Source organism: Neobacillus niacini (assembly GCF_030817595.1).
GTDB lineage: Bacteria > Bacillota > Bacilli > Bacillales > Cytobacillaceae > Neobacillus > Neobacillus niacini_G.
The window spans coordinates 2,501-25,992 of sequence record NZ_JAUSZN010000001.1 but is presented as its reverse complement, the minus strand read 5'-3'; the positions used below and the strand labels follow the sequence as shown (position 1 = coordinate 25,992).

Below are 23,492 nucleotides of genomic sequence, written 5' to 3'. Positions count from 1 at the left end.
TTTTCTAGGATAGATTATTCAAAAAATAGGTGATTGTGTAGATATTAGGCTTGAAAAGCAGAAATTAGGCATTTGTCTTGTATAAACTCTGCCTTCACTTGAAACAATAAAAAGGCTATTCTCACAGTTAGGGGTGTACATCCTTGTCAAAGCAAAAACATTCGGGCTTAACAATTCTGGCCATTAGTTCCATTCCACTTATTCTTGTTTTGGGAAATTCGATGCTTATTCCTGTTCTTCCTAAAATGAAATCTGAACTGGGTATCTCACAATTTCAGGTTAGTTTAGTCATTTCTGCCTTTTCCATAGCGGCAGCCATTTCGATACCAGTATTAGGTTATTTGTCCGATAGGTTTTCACGGAAAGCCATTATTATCCCCGCCCTGATTTTATATGGGAGTGGAGGGTTATTGGCCGGGGCCGCTTCCGCTTGGTTTGATAATTCCTATACATGGATACTTGCAGGCAGGATTATGCAGGGTATGGGTGCTGCAGGAACTGCCCCTATAGCCATGGCATTAACAGGTGATTTATTTAAAGGAGGACAGCAGAGTAAAGTCTTAGGATTGGTCGAAGCATCCAATGGATTTGGAAAAGTAATCAGCCCAATCATCGGTTCGCTTTTAGCTTTAATCTTTTGGTATGCAGCGTTTTTCGCCTTTCCGATTTTCTGCTTTATTTCCTTGTTATTAACCATCATTTTCATTAAGGAAAAAAAGGCCAAAAAGGAACCCCCTCCGGTTGGAAAATATGTAAAGGGGCTTGTATCTGTTTTTAAAACGGAGGGACGCTGGTTATTTGCCGCTTATATAACAGGAGCGACCTGTTTATTTACACTTTTTGGGATTTTATTTTACATTTCAGACATATTGGAAAAGGATCATCAAATTGATGGAGTCATGAAAGGATTGATTTTAGCGATTCCGCTGCTAGTCATGACCACCACCTCTTATATAACCGGAAGTAAAATTGGTAAAAAGATGAGGCTTATGAAAACATTAATCATTTTAGGATTATTGCTCATGACCACTTCATTTGCTTCACTTATTTTCTTTAAAAAATTAGTTCCTTTTTTCGCTGTCCTTTCTGTAAGTAGTATTGGAACAGGACTTGTTCTTCCTTGCATCAATAGTTTTATCACAGGATCTGTCCCAACAGACCGAAGGGGTTTTGTCACCTCCTTATATGGGTCTGTACGATTCTTAGGGGTAGCGATAGGTCCCCCCGTATTCGGCTCCCTAATGGCTTGGTCAAGGTCGGGCATGTTTTTAGTTACGGCTGGATTAACGCTATTTTGTGCCTTGCTTTGTATGATACTGATTCATGTAGCAAAAACCAAACCAGCTGAAGATAAAGAAAGTGACTCATTGTTTGAAAAATTGCAATTCACTTAAGATACGTAAGATATAAAAGGAGAAGATTTAATTGCAAATATATTTTTCACCTGAGGTTATCACCCCTGAATATCAGGTCCTAAATGTTGTTAATTCAAATAATAAAGGTGTGGGAAATGTTGCATTTTTATTTGATGAAAAGAAGCTTTATGTATACGGCATCTTAGAAGATGAAGAGGTGGGTTCCGATTTTAAAGATTTAGTCACACCCTATATAAAAGGATTAGCAAAGGCTAAACCAGGGCTGGATATTCTATCCTGTTTGTATGTCGGATGTAAAAAAATTAAGCTAAAAGAAGAAGAGAAAGAAGAAGAATAAAGGTACTATTAGAGGACGGCATTGACCGCCCTCTTTTAATTTGGGTTTGGGCAGTAGTAACAAGGCATTTAACCACTTCATAACTTATTGGTAAGCAGTTAGACAAATATGGAGTGTGTGGCCTAATGAGTATTGGAATCATTCTAATGGGGCTATTAATCGGATTTATGGTTGGCTTGACCGGTGTTGGCGGTGCAGCATTGTTAACACCCATATTAATATTACTAGGGATTAGTCCTTCCATAGCAGTAGGAACAGACTTGGTTTATAATTCTATCACCAAGCTATTTGGATCCTTTCAACATTGGAGGCAAAAGACGATCAATCTTACGCTGGTGAAATATCTTGCTATTGGCAGTATACCTAGTGCAATTTGTGCGGTTGGAATTCTCCATCTGTTTGACTCGTTTTTTCATAACCAAGAGCAAGTAATCAAACATGCTTTAGGATACGTTTTAATTTTAGTAGCGTTGACTACTCTAATTAAAACGTTTGCTAAAGGTAAATTAGAAGAAAATACCTTCCAAAAGAAGCCGCTTCATGAGAAACGCGGTTTGACGATTGGTATTGGGGTTATCTTGGGCTTTATTGTTGGTTTGACCTCTATTGGTTCTGGTTCTTTGTTTGCCTTGGCAATGCTTTATCTATACAGAATGAGTCCTTCAGAGCTCGTCGGAACAGATATTGCACACGCATTTTTACTAGTTACAGCCGCTGGCTTTATGCATGCAGGGATTGGGAATGTTGATTATTTATTGATGATTAACCTGCTGATGGGTTCCATTCCGGGTGTACTGATTGGAAGTAACTTATCCTCTAAATTCCCAGCTAAGCCATTAAGAACCATTATGGCCATCATGATTTTGATTAGTGGTGTTAAACTGATTTAAGAAGCACGGTGCCTACCATGTTTTTTCTAGTGGGCTGTGTTAAACTTGGCTGTTGATTTGCGCTCCAGGCGCTATGCTTTCCGCGGGCTCGCCCGTGAGCCTGTCTAGCTACAGCGCCTAGACCCTCGAGTCGCTTCGGTCCTGACGATGAAGTCAAAGAGCGACTTTACCGCCAGGCCCTCTAGCGCTTGTCGGGTCTGAACAAGGCGCCTCCGCTTTTGCTTCTCCTCGGTCGTTCCGACCTGCGGGGTCTCACTCAGCTCGTTCATCCCGCAGGAGTCAAGCGCCTTCCGCTCCAATCAACAGGTTCTTAAAGCAATAATCTCCTTTGACACAGCCATCTATTTTTAAATGAAAATGAAAAACCTGTCCTTCTCCTGAACAACCAATCATATACTTATGGTAGAAATGGTAATTGCAGGAGGGTCATTATGTTTATCATTATTGAAAAAGTAGTACTCGGAATGGCTTTTTTACGATTAATATCAGGTAGCATTGAGATATTTGCAGCTATCCTCATGATTAAATTTAATACTGTGGAAAAAGCACTGATGGTTAACTCTTCACTTGCACTAATCGGTCCGGTTATTTTAGTTTTAACGACCTCTATTGGGTTAATAGGATTAGTCGAGAAAATATCGATTATGAAATTCGTCTGGATTGCTCTTGGAGTTAGTTTTATCTTTATAGGGGTAAAGTCCTCATGAAAAACCTACATAAAAAGAAAGCCTATCATTGACTATGATAGGCTTATTTATGTGATTGTCTCGTTGCGTCTTGTGGATTCAGCATTCTGGCACGGGTATTTTTTAGCGGGATTGGTGTGCGAGCAAGCATTATCCGAAAGTCCTGCGGATTAAACGGGATGAATGGATATAAATACGGAGTATTCATACTCTTTGTTCTTGCAAGCATTATAATCCACAATGTAATTCCGATTGCTAGACCTGGTACGTTAAGTAAAGCGACCATGATTAAAAAGAACACACGAAACAGTCTGTTTGCCAGACTCAATTCATAGCTTGGTGTTGCGAAGGTTCCGATTGCTGAAACCGCTACATAAAGGACTACCTCATGCGTAAAGATTCCCACTTGTACAGCAACATCTCCAATAATTATCGCCGAAACGATACCGAGTGCTGTTGCAAGGGCGTTGGGGGTATGTATGGCAGCCATCCGCAGTATTTCTATCCCGATTTCGGCAATAAGAAATTGCCATATCAATCCAATTTCCCCTGAATCTTTAACACCAATAAACTTCCATCGGTCAGATAGCAGCTGCTCATTGGAAGCATAGGTATACCATAACGGTAAGAGGAATAAGGAGGCCAGCACCGCAATAAATCGTGCCCACCTTAAGAAGACACCTATTATTGGCTTTTGGCGGTATTCCTCTGCATGCTGTAAATGGTGCCAATAGGTAGACGGGCAAATCATCACGCTAGGTGATCCATCGACAACAATTAGGACATGACCTTCCATTAAATGAACAGCACTGGTATCTGCTCTTTCCGTATAACGTACCATTGGATATGGATTATAGTTTCTGCCAAAGACAAATTCTTCAATTGTTTTTTCACCCATCGATATTCCATCAACAGAGATACTTTCAAGCTTATCCCGTAACATTTTTACATGATCAACATCAACAATGCTATCAATGTATACTAACGCAATATCCGTTTTTGACCGCTGACCAACCTGTACATATTCCATGACGAGAGACCGGTCACGAACACGCCTTCGAATCAAGGCTAAATTAAAAACAATGGTTTCAACAAAACCATCGCGCGGACCGCGGACCACACGTTCAATATCCGGTTCTTGTGGAGATCGAATCGGATATTCACGTGAATCAATCATAATCACTTGATTGCCGCCTTCAACGACTACCGCTGTCTGTCCTGCAAGAATCTGGGCAATAACCTCTTCAAGATCATCGGAAGTATTAACCTCAACATGTGGAATAAAAGTCTTAAAAAGCCTATCAATCGGATTATCGGCAAAATCCTCTGGTTTGCGCTTCTCAATTTCCTTCATAATGAGAAGAAGGAGATTTGCCGAAGCGAATCCATCAATCAAGAACATTGCAAACTTCCGTCCACCATATTCTAGTGGTCTATGGATGACATCGAAGTTTTTGCCTATCCGTAATTCTTTAATTAAATATTCAATATTATCTTCAAACTTTTCTTTTACTGGAATTTGCGTTCCTTTTTTTCCCAAGCTTGCCAACTCCTAAAATTTTCATATTGGTATTTTGCAGCAAGCTTGGGTGTTATATACTAACGTTTCCGAGTTTTTTACATGTATTTATTCTATTAAAAACTTTTCGATTGTCTTTTGTATTTCATTTTCTGTATAAACAAACAAAATTTCACTGCCCTCTTTATGGGATGGCAATTGCTGTATCGCTTCCTCTTTTAGCTGGAAGGCGACCTTTTCACCTTTGATCTCCACCTCTATGGAATGGGGATCGATTTGGCCCGTAAACAGGCCTGAGGCTTTTGTAAATAGTGAATTTTCAACCAATAAATCCATTACAACCTTAGCTTGCTCTTCCTGTGCTGTTAAAAAAACTTCAATTTTATAAGCTCCATTATAAAGGTCAGAAATGGTAAACGAATTTTGAATTTCTTGATTATTGTCGAACGTCATCTCAGTAATTGCTTGTGTTGACATCACTTCTTCCGAATACTGTTTTACTTTTTTTCCATGCTGATCATAAACGATATAATCTGCTTGTAATCCGCTTGCAAACGATAGTTTTATAGGTCCGCCAGATATATTTTTGACTTTGTAATTAATAATCGTAGAATTGTTTTCTTCCTTTATTTTAATCGCTGGATGAACTTTTGCGGCGATTTCATTTTGTTTTGGATGATCCACTGGGTTCACTTTCTTTACCACATCACCGTGCCCGTTGGTTTGATTTCCAGTACCACAAGCACTTAAGAGTCCAGCTAGTAATACAATCATTAATTTTTTAAATGGCATAAAAAAATCTCCTTTTAATCGATTTACTTTAATAGTCGATTAAAAGGAGATGGGAGTTACATTTTCAAAAAGATTTTTCAATTTAATAAAGAAATCCTAAAGACCGCCAAGATAAGCCTTTTTGATTTCTTCACTTGCTTGTAATTCTTCTGCTGTTCCTGAGATTTCAACTCTGCCCGTTTCGATTACATAGGCCCGGTCTGCAACGGATAGTGCCATATTCGCATTTTGTTCAACCAGAAGGATGGTTGTGCCATCTTGATTGATTTTCTGAATGATTTGAAAAATCGTTTTTACCATTAACGGCGCCAATCCCATTGAAGGCTCATCGAGTAAAAGCAACTTCGGCTTAGCCATTATCGCTCTTCCCATCGCAAGCATTTGCTGTTCTCCTCCGGAAAGGGTTCCCGATAACTGCTTTCGACGCTCTTCCAGTCTAGGGAAAAGCTCATAAACGCTTTGAATATCTTTCTTGATTTCCTTCGAATCTTTTCGTAAATAAGCACCAAGTTCCAGGTTCTCCTCGACACTCATATTAGCAAATACACGACGCCCCTCTGGTACATGTGAGATACCGGACTTCACAATCGACTGGGGAGCCTTGCCCGAAATCGAACTGCCTAGGTATTCAATACTCCCTGACTTTGGCTTAAGCAGCCCCGATAATGTCTTAAGCAGCGTACTTTTACCTGCTCCGTTCGCACCAATCAGGGTAACAATTTCCCCTTCATTGATTTCTAATGATACACCTTTAAGGGCGTGAATATTTCCGTAAAAAACATCAATTCCATTTACTTTAAGCATTGTCACTCGAAACCTCCTCTCCTAGATAAGCCTCGATGACTTTCGGATGATTACGAATTTCATCAGGAGTTCCTGCTGCAATGAGCTGCCCATGGTCTAATACATAGATTCTTTCACAAATTCCCATAACTAGTGCCATATCATGTTCAATTAGTAGAATCGTTAGATCGAATTGTTTTCGGATAAATGCGATTAATTCCATCAGCTCGTGCGTTTCCTGAGGATTCATACCAGCAGCCGGCTCATCAAGCAGTAATAATTTCGGACTTGCTGCCAAGGCTCTAGCTATTTCCAATCTTCTTTGCTGGCCATATGGTAAATTTTTTGCTTTTTCATCTTTAAAACGGTCCAATTGAAAAATCTTTAAAAATTCTAGTGATTTTTCCTCCATCACCTTTTCTTCGGAGAAATGAGAAGGAAGGCGAAAGATGGAACTTAAAATGGAATGCTTCGCTAAAGAATGATAAGCCACTTTAACATTATCTAATACGGATAATTCACTAAATAGGCGGATATTCTGAAACGTACGGCTGATTCCATTTCGTGTTACTTGATATGGAGCAAGACCATTTAGTCTTTTCCCATCAAATAAAATGTCACCCTCTGTTGGGACATATACACCAGTCAGCAAATTAAAACTTGTTGTTTTCCCGGCACCATTTGGACCAATCAAACCGACCAATTCTCCTTGATTAAGTTCCATATTAAAGCCTGAAACCGCCTTAAGCCCGCCGAACTGAATTCCTGCATTTTTAACCTGTAGTAAAGCTCCCACGTTAATTTCCTCCTTTCACACTTTTCTTTTTCCCAAAGAATTCTGTAATTTCACGGGTACCCATTAAGCCCTGTGGACGATATAGCATGACAACAACCAATACGATACTGTATATAATCATTCGAGTCTCAGGATATTGCTGTAAGTATGTTGAAATAATGGTTAAAAGGATAGCAGCAATTACGGATCCGGACATACTTCCAAGTCCGCCTAAAACCACAAAGATTAAAATATCAAAGGATTTTAAGAAACCAAAGTTGGTTGGCTGGATAATGTAAAAGTTATGAGAAAATAATCCGCCGGCGATTCCGGCGAAAAAGGAACCAATCGCAAATGCGGCGACTTTATAAAAAGTTGTATTGATTCCCATTGCGTCTGCCGCAATTTCATTTTCCCTGATCGCAATACACGCTCTTCCATGCCGTGAGTTCGTAAAGTTAGATATCACAAGAATGGTAATAACGAGACACACAAATGCGCTTGTCCAAGTCGTCATATTGGAAACCATCATTCCTGCAGCGCCGCCAACATACTCGATATTTAAAAACACAATTCTGATAATTTCACCGAATCCGAGAGTAGCAATAGCCAGATAATCTCCTCGAAGTCTTAAAGTAGGAATACCAACAAGAAGGCCAGCTAATGCCGCAACAATTCCACCAATAATAATAGCTAAAACAAAAGGCAGTTCAAATTTCATGGTAATGATCGCTGAAACATACGCTCCGACTGCTAGGAATCCAGCATGCCCAATCGAAAATTGTCCGGTAATCCCAATAACTAAATGAAGACTGACCGCTAAAATGATATTAATGATCATTAAGATCAGCATGTTGCTATAAAATGCATTTAATATACCTGTTTGAATCAAGCCTTGGCCAATTCCATAAATCAGTACTGCTAAAATGAGAAATAGCCAGAATTTACTTACCTTTTTCATCTGTCTATCTCACCTACACTTTCTCTCTTGTATTTTTTCCAAAGATGCCAGAAGGTCTAAAAATAAGAATCAGGATTAGGATAATAAATGCTGCAGCATCTCTCCAGAGTGAGAATCCCATTGCACTTACGACTGATTCCACAACCCCAAGAATAAGACCGCCAACCATGGCGCCCGGGATAATTCCGATTCCACCTAAAACAGCGGCAACGAAGGCCTTTAAACCAGGGATAATCCCCATCAGTGGTTCAATCTTCGTATAATACACACCAAAGATAACACCGGCAGCCCCTGCTAATGCAGAACCTATTGCAAAGGTATAGGAGATGGTCCTGTCTACGTTAATCCCCATTAAACGTGCAGCATCCATATCATGTGAAACGGCACGCATCGCTTTACCGATCTTCGTGCGGTGAACGATAAATTGTAAAATTATCATTAAGCTGACAGACACACTAAGGATGAAAAGAGACTGACTGCTGATTTGAGCTCCGAAAAGGTTAAAGCTTGTGCTTGGTAACACATTATCAGGATACGCCTCAGGCTGAGCTCCACGAGCGTAAATTACTCCGTATTCAATTAATAGCGACATTCCTATTGCTGTTATTAAGGCCGCTATTCTAGTAGCATTTCTAAGACGTTTATAGGCTATTCTTTCAATCAATACTCCAAATACTGCACAAAATGCCATTGAGAATAATAATGCTGGAAAGAAGCCTAGACCCCATCCCTTAATCGCATAAAACCCGACGAACGCACCTACCATAAAAACATCACCATGGGCGAAGTTAATTAATTTTATAATTCCATAAACCATGGTATAGCCTAATGCGATTAAGGCATAGATGCTACCGAGTGATATTCCGTTTATCAATTGTTGTAACCACTCCATTGTTCTCACTCCTATTTTTTCCAGAATTAACTCTTTACAAAAGTAAAATGGAAGGATTATCCTTCCATTCTACTAAAATAGTACTTTTAAGGATTTACTTTTGTGTTAAACACTTGTTTACCATCTACATATTCTAAAATTGTTGCTGTTTTGATTGGATGATGATTTTCATCAATTGTTACTACTCCAGTAACAAGGCTTAAATCTTTTGTTTTTGCTAATTCTGCCTGAATCTTACTAGAATCAGTGCTGCCTGCACGCTTAACCGCATCCGCTAAAAAGTAAACCGTGTCATATCCAAGTGCATTAAAGGCATTAGGTGCTTCGCCATTGTTCTTTTCTTTAAATGCTGATACAAAGTTTTGTACCTTTTCATCTGGATCTTCAGATGAGTAATGGTTGATTAGGTAGGTATTATTTAATGCTTCTGCTCCAGCCAAATCAACTAACTTTGGTGAATCCCAGCCGTCAGCACCCACTAATGGAACATCGATTCCTAATTCACGCGCTTGCTTTACAATTAAACCAACTTCTTCATAATATCCAGGGATAAAAATGAATGACGGATTTTTTGCCTTGATTCGTGTTAGTGTTGCACGGAAATCTGTATCCTTTGCGACATAAGCTTCTTCAGCAACAATCTTACCTCCAGCTGCTTCAAACGTTTCCTTGAAGGCGTCAGATAATCCTTTAGCATAGTCACTAGAGTTGTCAGCGAAAATCGCTGCATCTTTAATTTTTAACGTATCTAAAGCAAAGTTCGCAGCAACTGTACCTTGGAAAGGATCAATGAAAGAAGTACGGAATACAAATGGTCTTACTTTCCCTTTTTCATCTACAGTAACAGTTGGGCTTGTACCACCTGGAGCGATTAGGACGGTTTTCGTGTCATTTGCAATTTGCGCTTGAGCAACTGTATTACCGCTTGTTGCTGCTCCAATTACAGCTGTTACCTTGTCTTGGCTTGTTAATTTAATAATACCGTTTGTAGCTTCTGCTGCTTCTGATTTATTATCTACTTTCACAACATCAAACTTTTTACCATCAACGCCGCCATTTTTATTGATTTCATCAACAGCCATTTCAATCCCTTTTGACATTGATTCACCATATGATGCAACGTTTCCTGATAGCTCTAAGTTAATACCCAATTTAATGGTATCTGAATTGCCGCCTCCTGAACTTTCTTTCGCTCCACCTGCACACCCTGCTAATACTCCAGCAAAGATGGTAGATGCCATAAACACACTTGCTAATTTCTTTTTCATGGAATTTTCCCCCTTTGATTGAATTTTCAGATACTAAGAATCATAGATTAGTACCTTTCTTGACCCCATGAGATTTGTTTATAGGCTAAATTAATTAACATAAGTTATTGTAGTACTTTTTTCATTGTTAGTCTAGTATATTATTTCAATATTTCAGAACTTTTTATTTTTTATAAAAATTAAAGCGCTTTCTTGTTTATTGAAAGGCTTTTTTATAGATAATCATTTATGTTTTGGATGAGCACTTTTTCTTAATCATTATTCCAATTTATGTATCCACGCTTGAAATATTTTACTGATATATACTTTTATTACCATATTTTTGATTTCCATAAAAAAGAAAGAAGACTAATTTCGTCTTCTTTCTTTTTACTCAGATGTATCCTTTACCACCTATGTGCCTTTGCATTTGATCTCGCGATAATGTTATGCTGAGAAATTTTTGTGTGTCCATTTACCTGAGAACTAGCACGCTTAGGCCTTGTCCAATTATTGAAGAACTTTTGAGAATGTGGATCCAAATGATCTTGAGTACTCACAATGAATCACCTCAATAGTTAGTATAGGGATACTCTGAAATGCGATATTACAGGAATATCAATTATAGTATTTGGTTTTGGATATATAAAAATACACATTATTTAAAGCATATCCATGATTTGGCTAAAGAGCATAAAGAATGACGGTAACTTGGCCAACATGATTTTCTATGGGAGATTCATATTTACACTCTAACACAAGAACGCGTGGAGATTACCACGCGTCATTTTTATTATGACATAATTCTTTTTTCCCCCTCGATGGCTTTTATAGGATCAATGTTTTGCGTAAATTCAAGTGTCCCCATGTATTTACCACTCTCATCTCTAATAGCAAAATAACGGATGTATACATATTTATCACGAAACTTGATCCAGAAATCTTCTGTATCCTTTCTCCCTGCTTTAAAGTCAGCTAAAAGTTCCTCCACCACATGTACACTTCTTGGTGGATGACAGTTTTGAACTGTACGACCAATAACTGCCTTTGTTCGAGCAAAAATTCTTTCTTTACCATGAGAGAAGTATCGTACCACATCATCTTGATCAATGAACGTGAGATCTACAGGTAAATGATTTAACAGCAGCTCTAGCTGTTTTAAAGATAATATTCCTGTTTCCATTTTAATGTACCCTTCGGAAATTGCTTTTTCATCCAATGCATGTCTTTCAGGCTTCCAAACCTCTGTTGGTGCAATCAAGCAATATCCAATTTCGTCACTCTCTCGTGCAATTTTCACCCATTCATCTTCGGTAAAATTGTTCAATGCCATCGGGAAAAGAATATTCTCTTCTCTATAAATCATGGTAATAACTTCTTGAATAACAAATTTAATCACTTCGATAACGGCTTGTTTCTCACCATTATAAGTGGCCAATTTTTTCCTTGCGTCTTTAATCGAGTCACGGATAAAGTCGTTGATCCGCCACATGTTATTTGTTGGCCCATAAATGCCGTAGGTTTCTAAATAAGGGAATATTAAATTCTCCTTCCGGCTATAGTGCTTATCAATATCGAGCAGTAATTTGATGTCTTCTAAGAGGAGAAGTACATTTTCTTGATTATCTTCAATCTGAAACTGATCCAAATGAACTTGAAGTTGAGTATTTACCAATTTATCTAATTCTTTATTTTCTAATATAAAGGTGTGTATCAGATGGCCAGGTTGTTCCTCTGGCTTGTTTGTTTTTTCTATTTCTTCAATTGCTCCTTTAAAGATTTCTGTGTGTTTTGCATGTAAACGGTGCATTTCTTCTACTGATAGATCACCAAAATCATGCTGAAGTTGTGATATTTCTTCAATTGTAATTTTTCCAATAAACGCATCAAAATGAGCTTTTACCTCATTAACATTTTTTCCTTCGTGGAGATCTTTAAAAATTTGCTTTAAGATAGCCTGACGTTTATTTGGGTTATTCGTTAATTGTTCACGGTTATTAATTAATTCACTCATTGGAATTTCTCCTTCGTAAGTTGGTTATTTAAGGTATTGATAACTAATCTCATACATAAAATAACACCTTTTAAAATGTCTGTTTGTGATTAACATCATTGATACAGAAATAACTTTGTAAATGTGATAAATTTGAGAACGAATTATGGCAGAGAAATTGACAGCCGTTTTTATCCGTGTTATATTTATCTCGAATTAAAGATAAATATTTTTGAGATATCTACTATCACCCTGTCCTATGGAGTGAATTCGACTTTAAAAGGCAAAAATAAATAAAGACATGTAAATGGAGGAATAAACTTGAACCACTTAAAAGGTATACACCATGTAACAGCAATAACAAGCAGTGCGGAGAAGAATTATGAATTTTTCACTTATGTACTAGGCATGCGTTTGGTTAAAAAAACAGTCAATCAAGATGATATTCAAACCTATCACTTATTCTTCGCAGACGACACTGGAAGTCCTGGCACTGATATGACATTTTTCGATTTCCCCGGAATTCCAAAGGGTGTGCATGGAACAAATGAGATATCAAAAACTTCCTTCCGGGTACCTAGCGACGCTGCATTAGATTATTGGGTAAAGCGTTTTGACCGCTTGAACGTAACCCATACCGGAATAAAGGAGCAATTTGGTAAAAAAACCTTATCGTTTGTTGATTTTGATGATCAACAATACCAATTGATTTCTGATGAAAACAATAAGGGAGTTGCCTCTGGTGTACCTTGGCAAAATGGCCCGATTCCATTGGAATATGCGATTACCGGGTTAGGTCCTATTTTTGTACGGATTGCTAATTTTGATTACTTTAAAGAAATGATGGAGAAGGTACTGCTCTTTAAAGAGATTGCTCAAGAAGAATCCTTTCACTTATTCGAAGTAGGTGAAGGAGGAAATGGCGCGCAAGTAGTGGTGGAATACAATGCGGTCCTTCCACAGGCACGACAAGGATTTGGTACGGTTCACCATGCAGCATTCCGGGTTGAAGATCGTTCCGTATTAGAGGAATGGGATCAGCAAATGCAGAGCTTTGGATTCCAAACATCTGGCTTTGTGGATCGCTACTTTTTCGGTTCACTTTACTCAAGAGTGGCTCCACAAATTTTATTTGAATTTGCAACTGACGGCCCTGGATTTATGGGTGACGAACCATATGAAACCCTTGGTGAAAAATTATCACTCCCCCCTTTCTTTGAATCAAAACGCGATCAAATCGAAAGACTCGTTCGTCCCATTAATACAGTAAGAAGTACAATTAAATTTAAAAAGGAATAAAAATAAGCGGATCCTTCGGGACTCCGCTTTTTTCTTTGTTTCCATTCGTTTATACCTTACATTGAAAAAAGTGCCAGGCTCGAGCTGGCACTTATAGTCATTATTATAGTGTTGTAATGATTGGTCCATTTTTCGTAAGGATGATGGTATGTTCGTACTGCGCAACAAAACTTTCTTCTGTCACATAGGTCCAGTCGTCACCTTCAACTTGAAAAACTTCCTCTTCTTTGGTTGAGATGAAAGGCTCGAATGCGATTACCATACCTTCCTTTAAAAGTTCGTCATCCCACGTATCATGATAATTATAAATATGATCTGGGGCTTCATGAATTCTTCGTCCAATTCCGTGTCCTGTTAGATTCATGATGACTGTTAATCCGTGCTGTCGCGCCGTTTGGATTACGGCTTTTCCAAGTCCACTTTTCTTTGAACCAGGTTTTGCTTTCTTAAGACCAGCTTCAAAAGCCAATTTAGCCACTTCACAAATTTTTGTTAATATTTCTTCGCCTTCACCTACTACGAAAGAAATACCTGTATCAGCGAAGTAGCCATTCTTTGAACCAGATACATCTATATTAACGATGTCACCTTCTTTAATGACTCTCTTCCCTGGAATACCATGGGCCACTTCCTCATTGACACTTATGCATGTGTAGCCGGGAAAATCATATTCACCCTTTGGCGCTGAAATGGCACCAGCATTTTCGAAAAGCTGTCCAGCTATATCATCTAGTTCCTTTGTAGTTATACCAGGTACCGTTCTTTGTACCAATTCATCTCTAATTTCGGCACAGATTTTGCCGATTTCTTTCAGTGCTTGAATATCTTCTTCTGTTTTTGCAATCATGTGTTTTCCCTACTTTATCATATTAATATCGTTGTAAATTTTCACTTCTTATATTTTAGGCTTACTTATAGTAAAAATTCAAGTATGTTTCCTTAGTGTATATATTCAAAAAACTAGTTTCCTTACGACCAATGAGCAGGCCTCACTAATGTGGCTGGTAATTTTGTATGTTTATTCCCTTTAGCGGCATTCACTTGTGCCTGAGTAAGAAAAATACTCCCAGTAAGATTTGCTCCACTGATATCCGTATCCCTAAAATCCACACCGATGAAATCGCACCATCTAAGATCAGCATTTCTAAGGTCTGCTGCAATTAGTAAGGCACCTCTTAAATTTGCACCCCTTAGATCTGCGCCCTTCAACTTTGCCCCTAAATAATCCATTCCCCGCCTTATATCTTTTTGCTTTTTAGTGACCTGATTTCGAACCAATTCGCTAGTACGAATCAGTAATGTGTTTACCTTAGCTCTATGCTCAGTCACATCTATGCGCAAAATACCTTCTGGACTTTTGCCGGTTAGTTTTTCCGTCTCTACAAGACAATATTGCAATTCTTTATAGATTGATTTGGCAGCGTCTATAGTTAATGCTTCAGTCAAATACCATAGCATTTCATGGAGTTGTTGCATCATTGGATAAACATCAAACATCTCTTGGGCAATATCTTTGTTCGTACTCCAATCCTTTCCATTATATGTACTTTGAGATACCTTTTGACCAGCCCCAAAGCATTCATAAGCAGAACAGCCACGAAACCCTTTATTCCGAAGGTCATTATGTATACCGCATAAATAATTGGATTGTAAATTACGGCAAGGAGTTCCACCGTCTTTATCAAAGGCGAAATCGGCTGATTTTGCATAAGGCAGTGCCACACAGCACAAACCAAAGCAATTTTCACAGTCAGCACGTAAATGATTTAAAGTATTGTCGTCTATTATTAATGCACTAGACAAAATAAACACACTTCCTTCTATTAAAAAACTAGCCTATTATCCTCTTTTGAAAAATTTCAACCACATATTATCTTAACACAGAATCCATTAGTACGTCTTTTCCTCAACTATGTATCTTTTTTCTATTTTATAGAGTTAAAGGGGTGTACGAATAGCTGCTATTGGTTACCGTTTTCTCTGAAAATAAAACTACACTGGTACAATTACCTGCTATTCGTTAATGTTGTTACTAAAGATAGAGCTGATTCAGGTACGTTATTGTTTTCAAAAGTAATAAAACTTAATTTCCTTATACTATTTATCGGTCTCATTGTCCCTCAAGACAAACAAAAAAGAACAACCTTTTTAAGTTGTTCTTCATTGTTATTTTTACGCACCTTAGAGGATTCGAACCTCTGACCCACGACTTAGAAGGTCGTTGCTCTATCCAGCTGAGCTAAAGGCGCATATATAGAAATGGCGGAGAAGGAGGGATTTGAACCCTCGCGCCGGTTACCCGACCTACACCCTTAGCAGGGGCGCCTCTTCAGCCTCTTGAGTACTTCCCCATAGACGTAAAAATGGCTCCGCAGGTAGGACTCGAACCTACGACCGATCGGTTAACAGCCGATTGCTCTACCACTGAGCTACTGCGGAACAATGGAAAATTATTTTGCTTCTAAAAAATTCTGGTGGGCCTAAATGGACTCGAACCATCGACCTCACGCTTATCAGGCGTGCGCTCTAACCAGCTGAGCTATAGGCCCATATGGAGCGGGTGATGAGAATCGAACTCACAACATCAGCTTGGAAGGCTGAGGTTTTACCACTAAACTACACCCGCATTTCTAAAATTGGAGACCTCTTCCTTACCAATTGGCTATGCTGCCTTTAAGCATGGCTGGGCTAGCTGGATTTGAACCAACGCATGTCGCAGTCAAAGTGCGATGCCTTACCGCTTGGCTATAGCCCAATAATAAAAATGAAATGGGGCGACTGATGGGAATCGAACCCACGAATGTCGGAACCACAATCCGATGCGTTAACCACTTCGCCACAACCGCCATTATGGTTATTTTACCTTCGTGAAAAAACTTTGGTGGAGGGGGACGGATTCGAACCGCCGAACCCTGAAGGAGCGGATTTACAGTCCGCCGCGTTTAGCCACTTCGCTACCCCTCCAATAGGAGACCTTACTGATCATTACATTTAATGGTGGCTCAAGACGGAATCGAACCGCCGACACAAGGATTTTCAGTCCTTTGCTCTACCGACTGAGCTACTGAGCCATAAAATCTATATCAACGGTAGTTAACCTACCGGGATAAAAATGGCGGTCCGGACGGGACTCGAACCCGCGACCTCCTGCGTGACAGGCAGGCATTCTAACCAACTGAACTACCGGACCAAATTGCGGGGGCAGGATTTGAACCTACGACCTTCGGGTTATGAGCCCGACGAGCTACCAGACTGCTCCACCCCGCGATAATAGAAATTATAAACTCCGATCATGCTCTTAATTTGAAAGACCGCCCCGCTTTCAGAAAGTCTATTCAAGAAGCAACTCAATCGGTGCGCTGTAGATCATTCGAAGCAGCTTATTCGAACGTGCTCCACCCCGCGATAATAGAAAATATAAAGTGTTTGCCATATGCTCTTAGCATAAGTATGGCGGAGGAAGAGGGATTCGAACCCCCGCGCGGTTTAACCCGCCTGTCGGTTTTCAAGACCGATCCCTTCAGCCAGACTTGGGTATTCCTCCAGATATATGGACCCTGTAGGACTCGAACCTACGACCGGACGGTTATGAGCCGTCTGCTCTAACCAGCTGAGCTAAGGGTCCATTAACACTAACATTAATAACAACATTAGTATTAATTTCATATATAGCGGCGGAGGGGATCGAACCCCCGACCTTACGGGTATGAACCGTACGCTCTAGCCAGCTGAGCTACACCGCCATTTTCAATAAATATAAATGGAGCCTAGCGGGATCGAACCGCTGACCTCCTGCGTGCAAAGCAGGCGCTCTCCCAGCTGAGCTAAGGCCCCATGTTATTAATGTAATCTTCGACTGGTCGGGAAGACAGGATTCGAACCTGCGACCCCTTGGTCCCAAACCAAGTGCTCTACCAAGCTGAGCTACTTCCCGTAGCATATGGCGCGCCCGAAAGGAGTCGAACCCATAACCTTCTGATCCGTAGTCAGACGCTCTATCCAATTGAGCTACGGGCGCATTATATTGAAAGTTGCTTTCGCTATCGCGAAAAAACTCTTAGATATTTTTCCTTCGCAAAAATCTTTGGTGCCGAGGACCGGAATCGAACCCGCGACCCCCACCTTGGCAAGGTGGTGTTCTACCACTGAACTACTTCCGCACAAATTTAAATGGTGCGGGTGAAGGGAGTCGAACCCCCACGCCTTGCGGCGCCAGATCCTAAGTCTGGTGCGTCTGCCAATTCCGCCACACCCGCATATTAAAAGTTATATTGCTGGCGCAAAAAACTTTGGTGAGCCATGAAGGACTCGAACCTTCGACCCTCTGATTAAAAGTCAGATGCTCTACCAACTGAGCTAATGGCTCAAACAAAAATGGTGCCGGCTAGAGGACTTGAACCCCCAACCTACTGATTACAAGTCAGTTGCTCTACCAATTGAGCTAAACCGGCATTATGGAAAGTTATTTTCACTATCATGAAAAAACTTTGGTGGAGGATGACGGGATCGAACCGCCGACCCTCTGCTTGTAAGGCAGATGCTCTCCCAGCTGAGCTAATCCTCCATATAAAGGAAAGTTATTTTTGCTAAAGAAAAAACAATGGTGACCCCTACGGGATTCGAACCCGTGTTACCTCCGTGAAAGGGAGGTGTCTTAACCACTTGACCAAGGGGCCATTCGAAAATTCACAAAATAAAAACCCCAAAGGGGCAATGCCTGGCAACGTCCTACTCTCACAGGGACAAAGTCCCAACTACCATCGGCGCTGAGAAGCTTAACTACCGTGTTCGGTATGGGAACGGGTGTGACCTTCTCGCCATTGTTGCCAGACTATTTAATTTGAGGTTTCATTCCCTCAAAACTAGATAATTTCAGAAGAAGTTTGTAAAACGAGTTCGCTTTTAAAATTGGTTAAGTCCTCGAACGATTAGTATCAGTCAGCTCCACATGTTACCACGCTTCCACCTCTGACCTATCAACCTGATCATCTTTCAGGGTTCTTACTAGCTTGACGCTATGGGAAATCTCATCTTGAGGGGGGCTTCATGCTTAGATGCTTTCAGCACTTATCCCGTCCGCACATAGCTACCCAGCGATGCCTTTGGCAAGACAACTGGTACACCAGCGGTGCGTCCATCCCGGTCCTCTCGTACTAAGGACAGCTCCTCTCAAATTTCCTGCGCCCACGACGGATAGGGACCGAACTGTCTCACGACGTTCTGAACCCAGCTCGCGTACCGCTTTAATGGGCGAACAGCCCAACCCTTGGGACCGACTACAGCCCCAGGATGCGATGAGCCGACATCGAGGTGCCAAACCTCCCCGTCGATGTGGACTCTTGGGGGAGATAAGCCTGTTATCCCCGGGGTAGCTTTTATCCGTTGAGCGATGGCCCTTCCATGCGGAACCACCGGATCACTAAGCCCGACTTTCGTCCCTGCTCGACTTGTAGGTCTCGCAGTCAAGCTCCCTTGTGCCTTTACACTCTACGAATGATTTCCAACCATTCTGAGGGAACCTTTGGGCGCCTCCGTTACTCTTTAGGAGGCGACCGCCCCAGTCAAACTGCCCACCTGACACTGTCTCCCACCCCGATCAGGGGTGTGGGTTAGAATTTCAATACAGCCAGGGTAGTATCCCACCGACGCCTCCACCGAAGCTGGCGCTCCGGTTTCTCAGGCTCCTACCTATCCTGTACAAGCTGTACCAAAATTCAATATCAGGCTACAGTAAAGCTCCACGGGGTCTTTCCGTCCTGTCGCGGGTAACCTGCATCTTCACAGGTACTATAATTTCACCGAGTCTCTCGTTGAGACAGTGCCCAGATCGTTACGCCTTTCGTGCGGGTCGGAACTTACCCGACAAGGAATTTCGCTACCTTAGGACCGTTATAGTTACGGCCGCCGTTTACTGGGGCTTCGATTCAGAGCTTCGCTTGCGCTAACCCCTCCTCTTAACCTTCCAGCACCGGGCAGGCGTCAGCCCCTATACTTCGCCTTGCGGCTTCGCAGAGACCTGTGTTTTTGCTAAACAGTCGCCTGGGCCTATTCACTGCGGCTCTTCGAGGCTATTCACCTCAAAAAGCACCCCTTCTCCCGAAGTTACGGGGTCATTTTGCCGAGTTCCTTAACGAGAGTTCTCTCGCTCACCTTAGGATTCTCTCCTCGCCTACCTGTGTCGGTTTGCGGTACGGGCACCTTTTATCTCGCTAGAGGCTTTTCTTGGCAGTGTGGAATCAGGAACTTCGGTACTATATTTCCCTCGCTATCACAGCTCAGCCTTTATGGTAAGCGGATTTTCCTACTTACCAGCCTAACTGCTTAGACGCGCATATCCAACAGCGCGCTTACCCTATCCTCCTGCGTCCCCCCATCACTCAAACGATAAAGAGGTGGTACAGGAATATCAACCTGTTGTCCATCGCCTACGCCTTTCGGCCTCGGCTTAGGTCCCGACTAACCCTGAGAGGACGAGCCTTCCTCAGGAAACCTTAGGCATACGGTGGATGGGATTCTCACCCATCTTTCGCTACTCATACCGGCATTCTCACTTCTAAGCGCTCCACCAGTCCTTACGGTCTAGCTTCAACGCCCTTAGAACGCTCTCCTACCACTGACACCATACGGTGTCAATCCACAGCTTCGGTGTTACGTTTAGCCCCGATACATTTTCGGCGCAGAGTCACTCGACCAGTGAGCTATTACGCACTCTTTAAATGGTGGCTGCTTCTAAGCCAACATCCTGGTTGTCTAAGCAACTCCACATCCTTTTCCACTTAACGTAAACTTTGGGACCTTAGCTGGTGGTCTGGGCTGTTTCCCTTTTGACTACGGATCTTATCACTCGCAGTCTGACTCCCACGGATAAGTCTTTGGCATTCGGAGTTTGTCTGAATTCGGTAACCCGATGAGGGCCCCTAGTCCAAACAGTGCTCTACCTCCAAGACTCTTACAACGTGAGGCTAGCCCTAAAGCTATTTCGGAGAGAACCAGCTATCTCCAAGTTCGATTGGAATTTCTCCGCTACCCACACCTCATCCCCGCACTTTTCAACGTGCGTGGGTTCGGGCCTCCATCCAGTGTTACCTGGACTTCACCCTGGACATGGGTAGATCACCTGGTTTCGGGTCTACGACCACATACTCAATTCGCCCTATTCAGACTCGCTTTCGCTGCGGCTCCGTCTCTTCAACTTAACCTTGCATGGGATCGTAACTCGCCGGTTCATTCTACAAAAGGCACGCCATCACCCATAAACGGGCTCTGACTACTTGTAGGCACACGGTTTCAGGATCTCTTTCACTCCCCTTCCGGGGTGCTTTTCACCTTTCCCTCACGGTACTGGTTCACTATCGGTCACTAGGGAGTATTTAGCCTTGGGAGATGGTCCTCCCAGCTTCCGACCGGATTTCACGTGTCCGGCCGTACTCAGGATCCACTCAGGAGGGAACGAAGTTTCAACTACAGGGTTTTTACCTTCTATGACGGACCTTTCCAGATCGCTTCATCTACCCCGTTCCTTTGTAACTCCATGTTGAGTGTCCTACAACCCCAAGAGGCAAGCCTCTTGGTTTGGGCTATGTCCCGTTTCGCTCGCCGCTACTCAGGGAATCGCGTTTGCTTTCTCTTCCTCCGGGTACTTAGATGTTTCAGTTCCCCGGGTCTGCCTTCAATACCCTATGTATTCAGGTAAAGATACTGCTCCATTACGAGCAGTGGGTTCCCCCATTCGGAAATCTCCGGATCAAAGCTTACTTACAGCTCCCCGAAGCATATCGGTGTTAGTCCCGTCCTTCATCGGCTCCTAGTGCCAAGGCATCCACCGTGCGCCCTTTCTAACTTAACCTAAATGGTTATACTCTTATTAAATAAGAGAGAAAAACTAATGTGGCGATTCTCGGTTTTACTTTGACTTCTTCTTACGATTATCTAGTTTTCAAGGAACAAAATATAATGAGAGAATTGCACTCTCAAAACTAAACAAACAAGTAACGGTCAACGGTTTATCAGTCCACAAGGACTGCATTATCCTTAGAAAGGAGGTGATCCAGCCGCACCTTCCGATACGGCTACCTTGTTACGACTTCACCCCAATCATCTGTCCCACCTTAGGCGGCTGGCTCCTTGCGGTTACCCCACCGACTTCGGGTGTTACAAACTCTCGTGGTGTGACGGGCGGTGTGTACAAGGCCCGGGAACGTATTCACCGCGGCATGCTGATCCGCGATTACTAGCGATTCCGGCTTCATGTAGGCGAGTTGCAGCCTACAATCCGAACTGAGAATGGTTTTATGGGATTGGCTAAACCTCGCGGTCTCGCAGCCCTTTGTACCATCCATTGTAGCACGTGTGTAGCCCAGGTCATAAGGGGCATGATGATTTGACGTCATCCCCACCTTCCTCCGGTTTGTCACCGGCAGTCACCTTAGAGTGCCCAACTGAATGCTGGCAACTAAGATCAAGGGTTGCGCTCGTTGCGGGACTTAACCCAACATCTCACGACACGAGCTGACGACAACCATGCACCACCTGTCACTCTGTCCCCCGAAGGGGAACGTCCTATCTCTAGGAGTGTCAGAGGATGTCAAGACCTGGTAAGGTTCTTCGCGTTGCTTCGAATTAAACCACATGCTCCACCGCTTGTGCGGGCCCCCGTCAATTCCTTTGAGTTTCAGCCTTGCGGCCGTACTCCCCAGGCGGAGTGCTTAATGCGTTAGCTGCAGCACTAAAGGGCGGAAACCCTCTAACACTTAGCACTCATCGTTTACGGCGTGGACTACCAGGGTATCTAATCCTGTTTGCTCCCCACGCTTTCGCGCCTCAGCGTCAGTTACAGACCAGAAAGCCGCCTTCGCCACTGGTGTTCCTCCACATCTCTACGCATTTCACCGCTACACGTGGAATTCCGCTTTCCTCTTCTGTACTCAAGTCCCCCAGTTTCCAATGACCCTCCACGGTTGAGCCGTGGGCTTTCACATCAGACTTAAAGGACCGCCTGCGCGCGCTTTACGCCCAATAATTCCGGACAACGCTTGCCACCTACGTATTACCGCGGCTGCTGGCACGTAGTTAGCCGTGGCTTTCTGGTTAGGTACCGTCAAGGTACCGGCAGTTACTCCGATACTTGTTCTTCCCTAACAACAGAGCTTTACGACCCGAAGGCCTTCATCGCTCACGCGGCGTTGCTCCGTCAGACTTTCGTCCATTGCGGAAGATTCCCTACTGCTGCCTCCCGTAGGAGTCTGGGCCGTGTCTCAGTCCCAGTGTGGCCGATCACCCTCTCAGGTCGGCTACGCATCGTCGCCTTGGTGAGCCGTTACCTCACCAACTAGCTAATGCGCCGCGGGCCCATCTGTAAGTGTCAGCCGAAACCGACTTTCAGCTTTTCCTCATGAGAGGAAAAGGATTATCCGGTATTAGCTCCGGTTTCCCGAAGTTATCCCAGTCTTACAGGCAGGTTGCCCACGTGTTACTCACCCGTCCGCCGCTAACCAAAAGGTGCAAGCACCTTTTGATTCGCTCGACTTGCATGTATTAGGCACGCCGCCAGCGTTCGTCCTGAGCCAGGATCAAACTCTCCAAGAAAGTTGATATAGCTCATTGTTACGTTGGCTAGTTTCTATAGAAGAAACTAAATTTTATTGATTGTTGACGTTCTTGTTTGTTTAGTTTTCAAAGAACAATATCATCTGTCGAAGTGACAGGAATAATAGTATATCGCTTTTCTACTACTATAGTCAATTATAAAATATTTCCAATTTACTAGAGAACTAAGTTAGAACTGATAAGGTTGTTTTCTGAGCGACTTTTCATATCATAACACCGTCGGTGTTATCAAACAACAGAAAGTTTTTTCCATTTTTATAAATGGGATTAAAAAAGACAGAAAGGATATTTCTGTCTTTCGCCTGGCAACGTCCTACTCTCACAGGGACAAAGTCC

The 23,492-nt window shown here is 42.2% G+C and carries 16 protein-coding genes, 23 tRNA genes and 4 rRNA genes (1 of these 43 cut by a window edge); 5 read left to right on the top strand and 38 right to left on the bottom strand.

The annotated features are described in order from the left end of the window. The first annotated feature begins 143 nt into the window (after nucleotides 1-143). The 4 genes from QFZ31_RS00220 to QFZ31_RS00205 all read left to right on the top strand — a co-directional run bounded on the left by QFZ31_RS00220 (nucleotide 144) and on the right by QFZ31_RS00205 (nucleotide 3,310). Complete coding sequence (locus QFZ31_RS00220; protein WP_307299810.1) at nucleotides 144-1,394, top strand: MFS transporter; 1,251 nt, start codon at nucleotides 144-146, stop codon at nucleotides 1,392-1,394. A 31-nt stretch (nucleotides 1,395-1,425) separates the two neighbouring features. Then, on the top strand, nucleotides 1,426-1,713 hold the full coding sequence (locus tag QFZ31_RS00215) for a hypothetical protein (RefSeq protein ID WP_307299809.1): 288 nt from the start codon (nucleotides 1,426-1,428) through the stop codon (nucleotides 1,711-1,713). 125 nt (nucleotides 1,714-1,838) lie between these two features. After that, nucleotides 1,839-2,603 carry a sulfite exporter TauE/SafE family protein gene (locus QFZ31_RS00210; RefSeq protein WP_179600949.1) on the top strand — a complete coding sequence of 255 codons (765 nt, stop codon included), beginning with the start codon at nucleotides 1,839-1,841 and terminating at the stop codon, nucleotides 2,601-2,603. Between the two features lie 431 nt (nucleotides 2,604-3,034). Beyond that, complete coding sequence (locus QFZ31_RS00205) at nucleotides 3,035-3,310, top strand: YqhV family protein (RefSeq protein ID WP_179600951.1); 276 nt, start codon at nucleotides 3,035-3,037, stop codon at nucleotides 3,308-3,310. A 43-nt stretch (nucleotides 3,311-3,353) separates the two neighbouring features. On the opposite strand, the gene QFZ31_RS00200 is transcribed toward QFZ31_RS00205, so the two are convergent. From QFZ31_RS00200 to QFZ31_RS00160, 9 genes are all read right to left on the bottom strand, one after another. Further along, complete coding sequence (locus tag QFZ31_RS00200) at nucleotides 3,354-4,829, bottom strand: spore germination protein (RefSeq protein WP_307299805.1); 1,476 nt, start codon at nucleotides 4,827-4,829, stop codon at nucleotides 3,354-3,356. An 87-nt stretch (nucleotides 4,830-4,916) separates the two neighbouring features. Next, nucleotides 4,917-5,600: a BsuPI-related putative proteinase inhibitor gene (locus QFZ31_RS00195; RefSeq protein WP_307299802.1), complete on the bottom strand. Its 684-nt coding sequence runs from the start codon at nucleotides 5,598-5,600 to the stop codon at nucleotides 4,917-4,919. A 96-nt stretch (nucleotides 5,601-5,696) separates the two neighbouring features. Beyond that, nucleotides 5,697-6,404 (bottom strand): ABC transporter ATP-binding protein, encoded by a 708-nt coding sequence (locus QFZ31_RS00190; RefSeq protein WP_307311286.1) that lies wholly within the window; start codon nucleotides 6,402-6,404, stop codon nucleotides 5,697-5,699. Further along, a complete protein-coding gene (locus tag QFZ31_RS00185) occupies nucleotides 6,397-7,179 on the bottom strand; it encodes an ABC transporter ATP-binding protein (protein ID WP_307299800.1) in 783 nt (260 codons plus the stop codon). Before QFZ31_RS00185 ends, QFZ31_RS00190 begins: the two co-directional genes overlap by 8 nt. A gap of 1 nt (nucleotide 7,180) precedes the next feature. Then, a complete protein-coding gene (locus QFZ31_RS00180; RefSeq protein ID WP_307299797.1) occupies nucleotides 7,181-8,119 on the bottom strand; it encodes a branched-chain amino acid ABC transporter permease in 939 nt (312 codons plus the stop codon). Between the two features lie 13 nt (nucleotides 8,120-8,132). Then, nucleotides 8,133-9,011: a branched-chain amino acid ABC transporter permease gene (locus QFZ31_RS00175; RefSeq protein ID WP_307299794.1), complete on the bottom strand. Its 879-nt coding sequence runs from the start codon at nucleotides 9,009-9,011 to the stop codon at nucleotides 8,133-8,135. Nucleotides 9,012-9,097: 86 nt separating this feature from the next. After that, complete coding sequence (locus QFZ31_RS00170) at nucleotides 9,098-10,279, bottom strand: ABC transporter substrate-binding protein (RefSeq protein WP_307299792.1); 1,182 nt, start codon at nucleotides 10,277-10,279, stop codon at nucleotides 9,098-9,100. Between the two features lie 386 nt (nucleotides 10,280-10,665). Continuing rightward, the gene (locus tag QFZ31_RS00165) at nucleotides 10,666-10,818 is read right to left on the bottom strand and encodes a YpzG family protein (RefSeq protein ID WP_306077013.1); all 153 of its coding nucleotides are present in this window, start codon (nucleotides 10,816-10,818) and stop codon (nucleotides 10,666-10,668) included. 233 nt (nucleotides 10,819-11,051) lie between these two features. Further along, the gene (locus tag QFZ31_RS00160; RefSeq protein ID WP_307299791.1) at nucleotides 11,052-12,272 is read right to left on the bottom strand and encodes a DUF438 domain-containing protein; all 1,221 of its coding nucleotides are present in this window, start codon (nucleotides 12,270-12,272) and stop codon (nucleotides 11,052-11,054) included. A gap of 300 nt (nucleotides 12,273-12,572) precedes the next feature. Here QFZ31_RS00160 and QFZ31_RS00155 point away from each other — a divergent pair, with 300 nt between their 5' ends. Then, nucleotides 12,573-13,550: a ring-cleaving dioxygenase gene (locus tag QFZ31_RS00155; protein ID WP_307299788.1), complete on the top strand. Its 978-nt coding sequence runs from the start codon at nucleotides 12,573-12,575 to the stop codon at nucleotides 13,548-13,550. Nucleotides 13,551-13,653: 103 nt separating this feature from the next. On the opposite strand, the gene map is transcribed toward QFZ31_RS00155, so the two are convergent. The 29 genes from map to rrf (QFZ31_RS00010) all read right to left on the bottom strand — a co-directional run. Further along, nucleotides 13,654-14,397: a type I methionyl aminopeptidase gene (gene map, locus QFZ31_RS00150; RefSeq protein ID WP_307299784.1), complete on the bottom strand. Its 744-nt coding sequence runs from the start codon at nucleotides 14,395-14,397 to the stop codon at nucleotides 13,654-13,656. Between the two features lie 122 nt (nucleotides 14,398-14,519). Continuing rightward, entirely contained in the window at nucleotides 14,520-15,353 is an 834-nt protein-coding gene (locus QFZ31_RS00145; protein ID WP_307299780.1) for a pentapeptide repeat-containing protein, read from the bottom strand. Between the two features lie 372 nt (nucleotides 15,354-15,725). Beyond that, nucleotides 15,726-15,799, bottom strand: a tRNA-Arg gene (locus tag QFZ31_RS00140). A gap of 11 nt (nucleotides 15,800-15,810) precedes the next feature. Next, nucleotides 15,811-15,901, bottom strand: a tRNA-Ser gene (locus QFZ31_RS00135). 13 nt (nucleotides 15,902-15,914) lie between these two features. Then, a tRNA-Asn gene (locus QFZ31_RS00130) sits at nucleotides 15,915-15,989 on the bottom strand. A 33-nt stretch (nucleotides 15,990-16,022) separates the two neighbouring features. After that, nucleotides 16,023-16,099 (bottom strand) — tRNA-Ile (locus QFZ31_RS00125). Nucleotides 16,100-16,102: 3 nt separating this feature from the next. Then, nucleotides 16,103-16,176 (bottom strand) — tRNA-Gly (locus QFZ31_RS00120). A 54-nt stretch (nucleotides 16,177-16,230) separates the two neighbouring features. After that, nucleotides 16,231-16,305, bottom strand: a tRNA-Gln gene (locus tag QFZ31_RS00115). A 15-nt stretch (nucleotides 16,306-16,320) separates the two neighbouring features. Continuing rightward, nucleotides 16,321-16,396 (bottom strand) — tRNA-His (locus QFZ31_RS00110). 33 nt (nucleotides 16,397-16,429) lie between these two features. Further along, nucleotides 16,430-16,514, bottom strand: a tRNA-Tyr gene (locus QFZ31_RS00105). Nucleotides 16,515-16,545: 31 nt separating this feature from the next. Beyond that, a tRNA-Phe gene (locus QFZ31_RS00100) sits at nucleotides 16,546-16,621 on the bottom strand. A 42-nt stretch (nucleotides 16,622-16,663) separates the two neighbouring features. Beyond that, nucleotides 16,664-16,740 (bottom strand) — tRNA-Asp (locus QFZ31_RS00095). 3 nt (nucleotides 16,741-16,743) lie between these two features. After that, nucleotides 16,744-16,817: transfer RNA gene (locus QFZ31_RS00090), tRNA-Met, on the bottom strand. Between the two features lie 184 nt (nucleotides 16,818-17,001). Next, nucleotides 17,002-17,094, bottom strand: a tRNA-Ser gene (locus QFZ31_RS00085). Nucleotides 17,095-17,101: 7 nt separating this feature from the next. Then, nucleotides 17,102-17,175: transfer RNA gene (locus QFZ31_RS00080), tRNA-Ile, on the bottom strand. A 44-nt stretch (nucleotides 17,176-17,219) separates the two neighbouring features. Further along, nucleotides 17,220-17,293, bottom strand: a tRNA-Met gene (locus QFZ31_RS00075). An 18-nt stretch (nucleotides 17,294-17,311) separates the two neighbouring features. Continuing rightward, nucleotides 17,312-17,384, bottom strand: a tRNA-Ala gene (locus QFZ31_RS00070). A 23-nt stretch (nucleotides 17,385-17,407) separates the two neighbouring features. Continuing rightward, nucleotides 17,408-17,484 (bottom strand) — tRNA-Pro (locus QFZ31_RS00065). 7 nt (nucleotides 17,485-17,491) lie between these two features. Further along, nucleotides 17,492-17,568: transfer RNA gene (locus tag QFZ31_RS00060), tRNA-Arg, on the bottom strand. 67 nt (nucleotides 17,569-17,635) lie between these two features. Further along, nucleotides 17,636-17,710 (bottom strand) — tRNA-Gly (locus QFZ31_RS00055). 11 nt (nucleotides 17,711-17,721) lie between these two features. Continuing rightward, nucleotides 17,722-17,806: transfer RNA gene (locus QFZ31_RS00050), tRNA-Leu, on the bottom strand. 34 nt (nucleotides 17,807-17,840) lie between these two features. Next, nucleotides 17,841-17,916: transfer RNA gene (locus QFZ31_RS00045), tRNA-Lys, on the bottom strand. A gap of 9 nt (nucleotides 17,917-17,925) precedes the next feature. Beyond that, nucleotides 17,926-18,001: transfer RNA gene (locus QFZ31_RS00040), tRNA-Thr, on the bottom strand. 37 nt (nucleotides 18,002-18,038) lie between these two features. Further along, a tRNA-Val gene (locus QFZ31_RS00035) sits at nucleotides 18,039-18,114 on the bottom strand. 37 nt (nucleotides 18,115-18,151) lie between these two features. After that, nucleotides 18,152-18,226: transfer RNA gene (locus QFZ31_RS00030), tRNA-Glu, on the bottom strand. Nucleotides 18,227-18,265: 39 nt separating this feature from the next. After that, nucleotides 18,266-18,381: ribosomal RNA gene (gene rrf / locus QFZ31_RS00025) — 5S ribosomal RNA — on the bottom strand. A 77-nt stretch (nucleotides 18,382-18,458) separates the two neighbouring features. Further along, a 23S ribosomal RNA gene (locus QFZ31_RS00020) occupies nucleotides 18,459-21,396 on the bottom strand. 189 nt (nucleotides 21,397-21,585) lie between these two features. Then, nucleotides 21,586-23,135, bottom strand: a 16S ribosomal RNA gene (locus tag QFZ31_RS00015). 321 nt (nucleotides 23,136-23,456) lie between these two features. Further along, nucleotides 23,457-23,492: ribosomal RNA gene (rrf, locus tag QFZ31_RS00010) — 5S ribosomal RNA — on the bottom strand; it runs 80 nt beyond the window's last position. Together the 16S, 23S and 5S rRNA genes with 23 tRNA genes alongside form the textbook arrangement of a ribosomal RNA operon.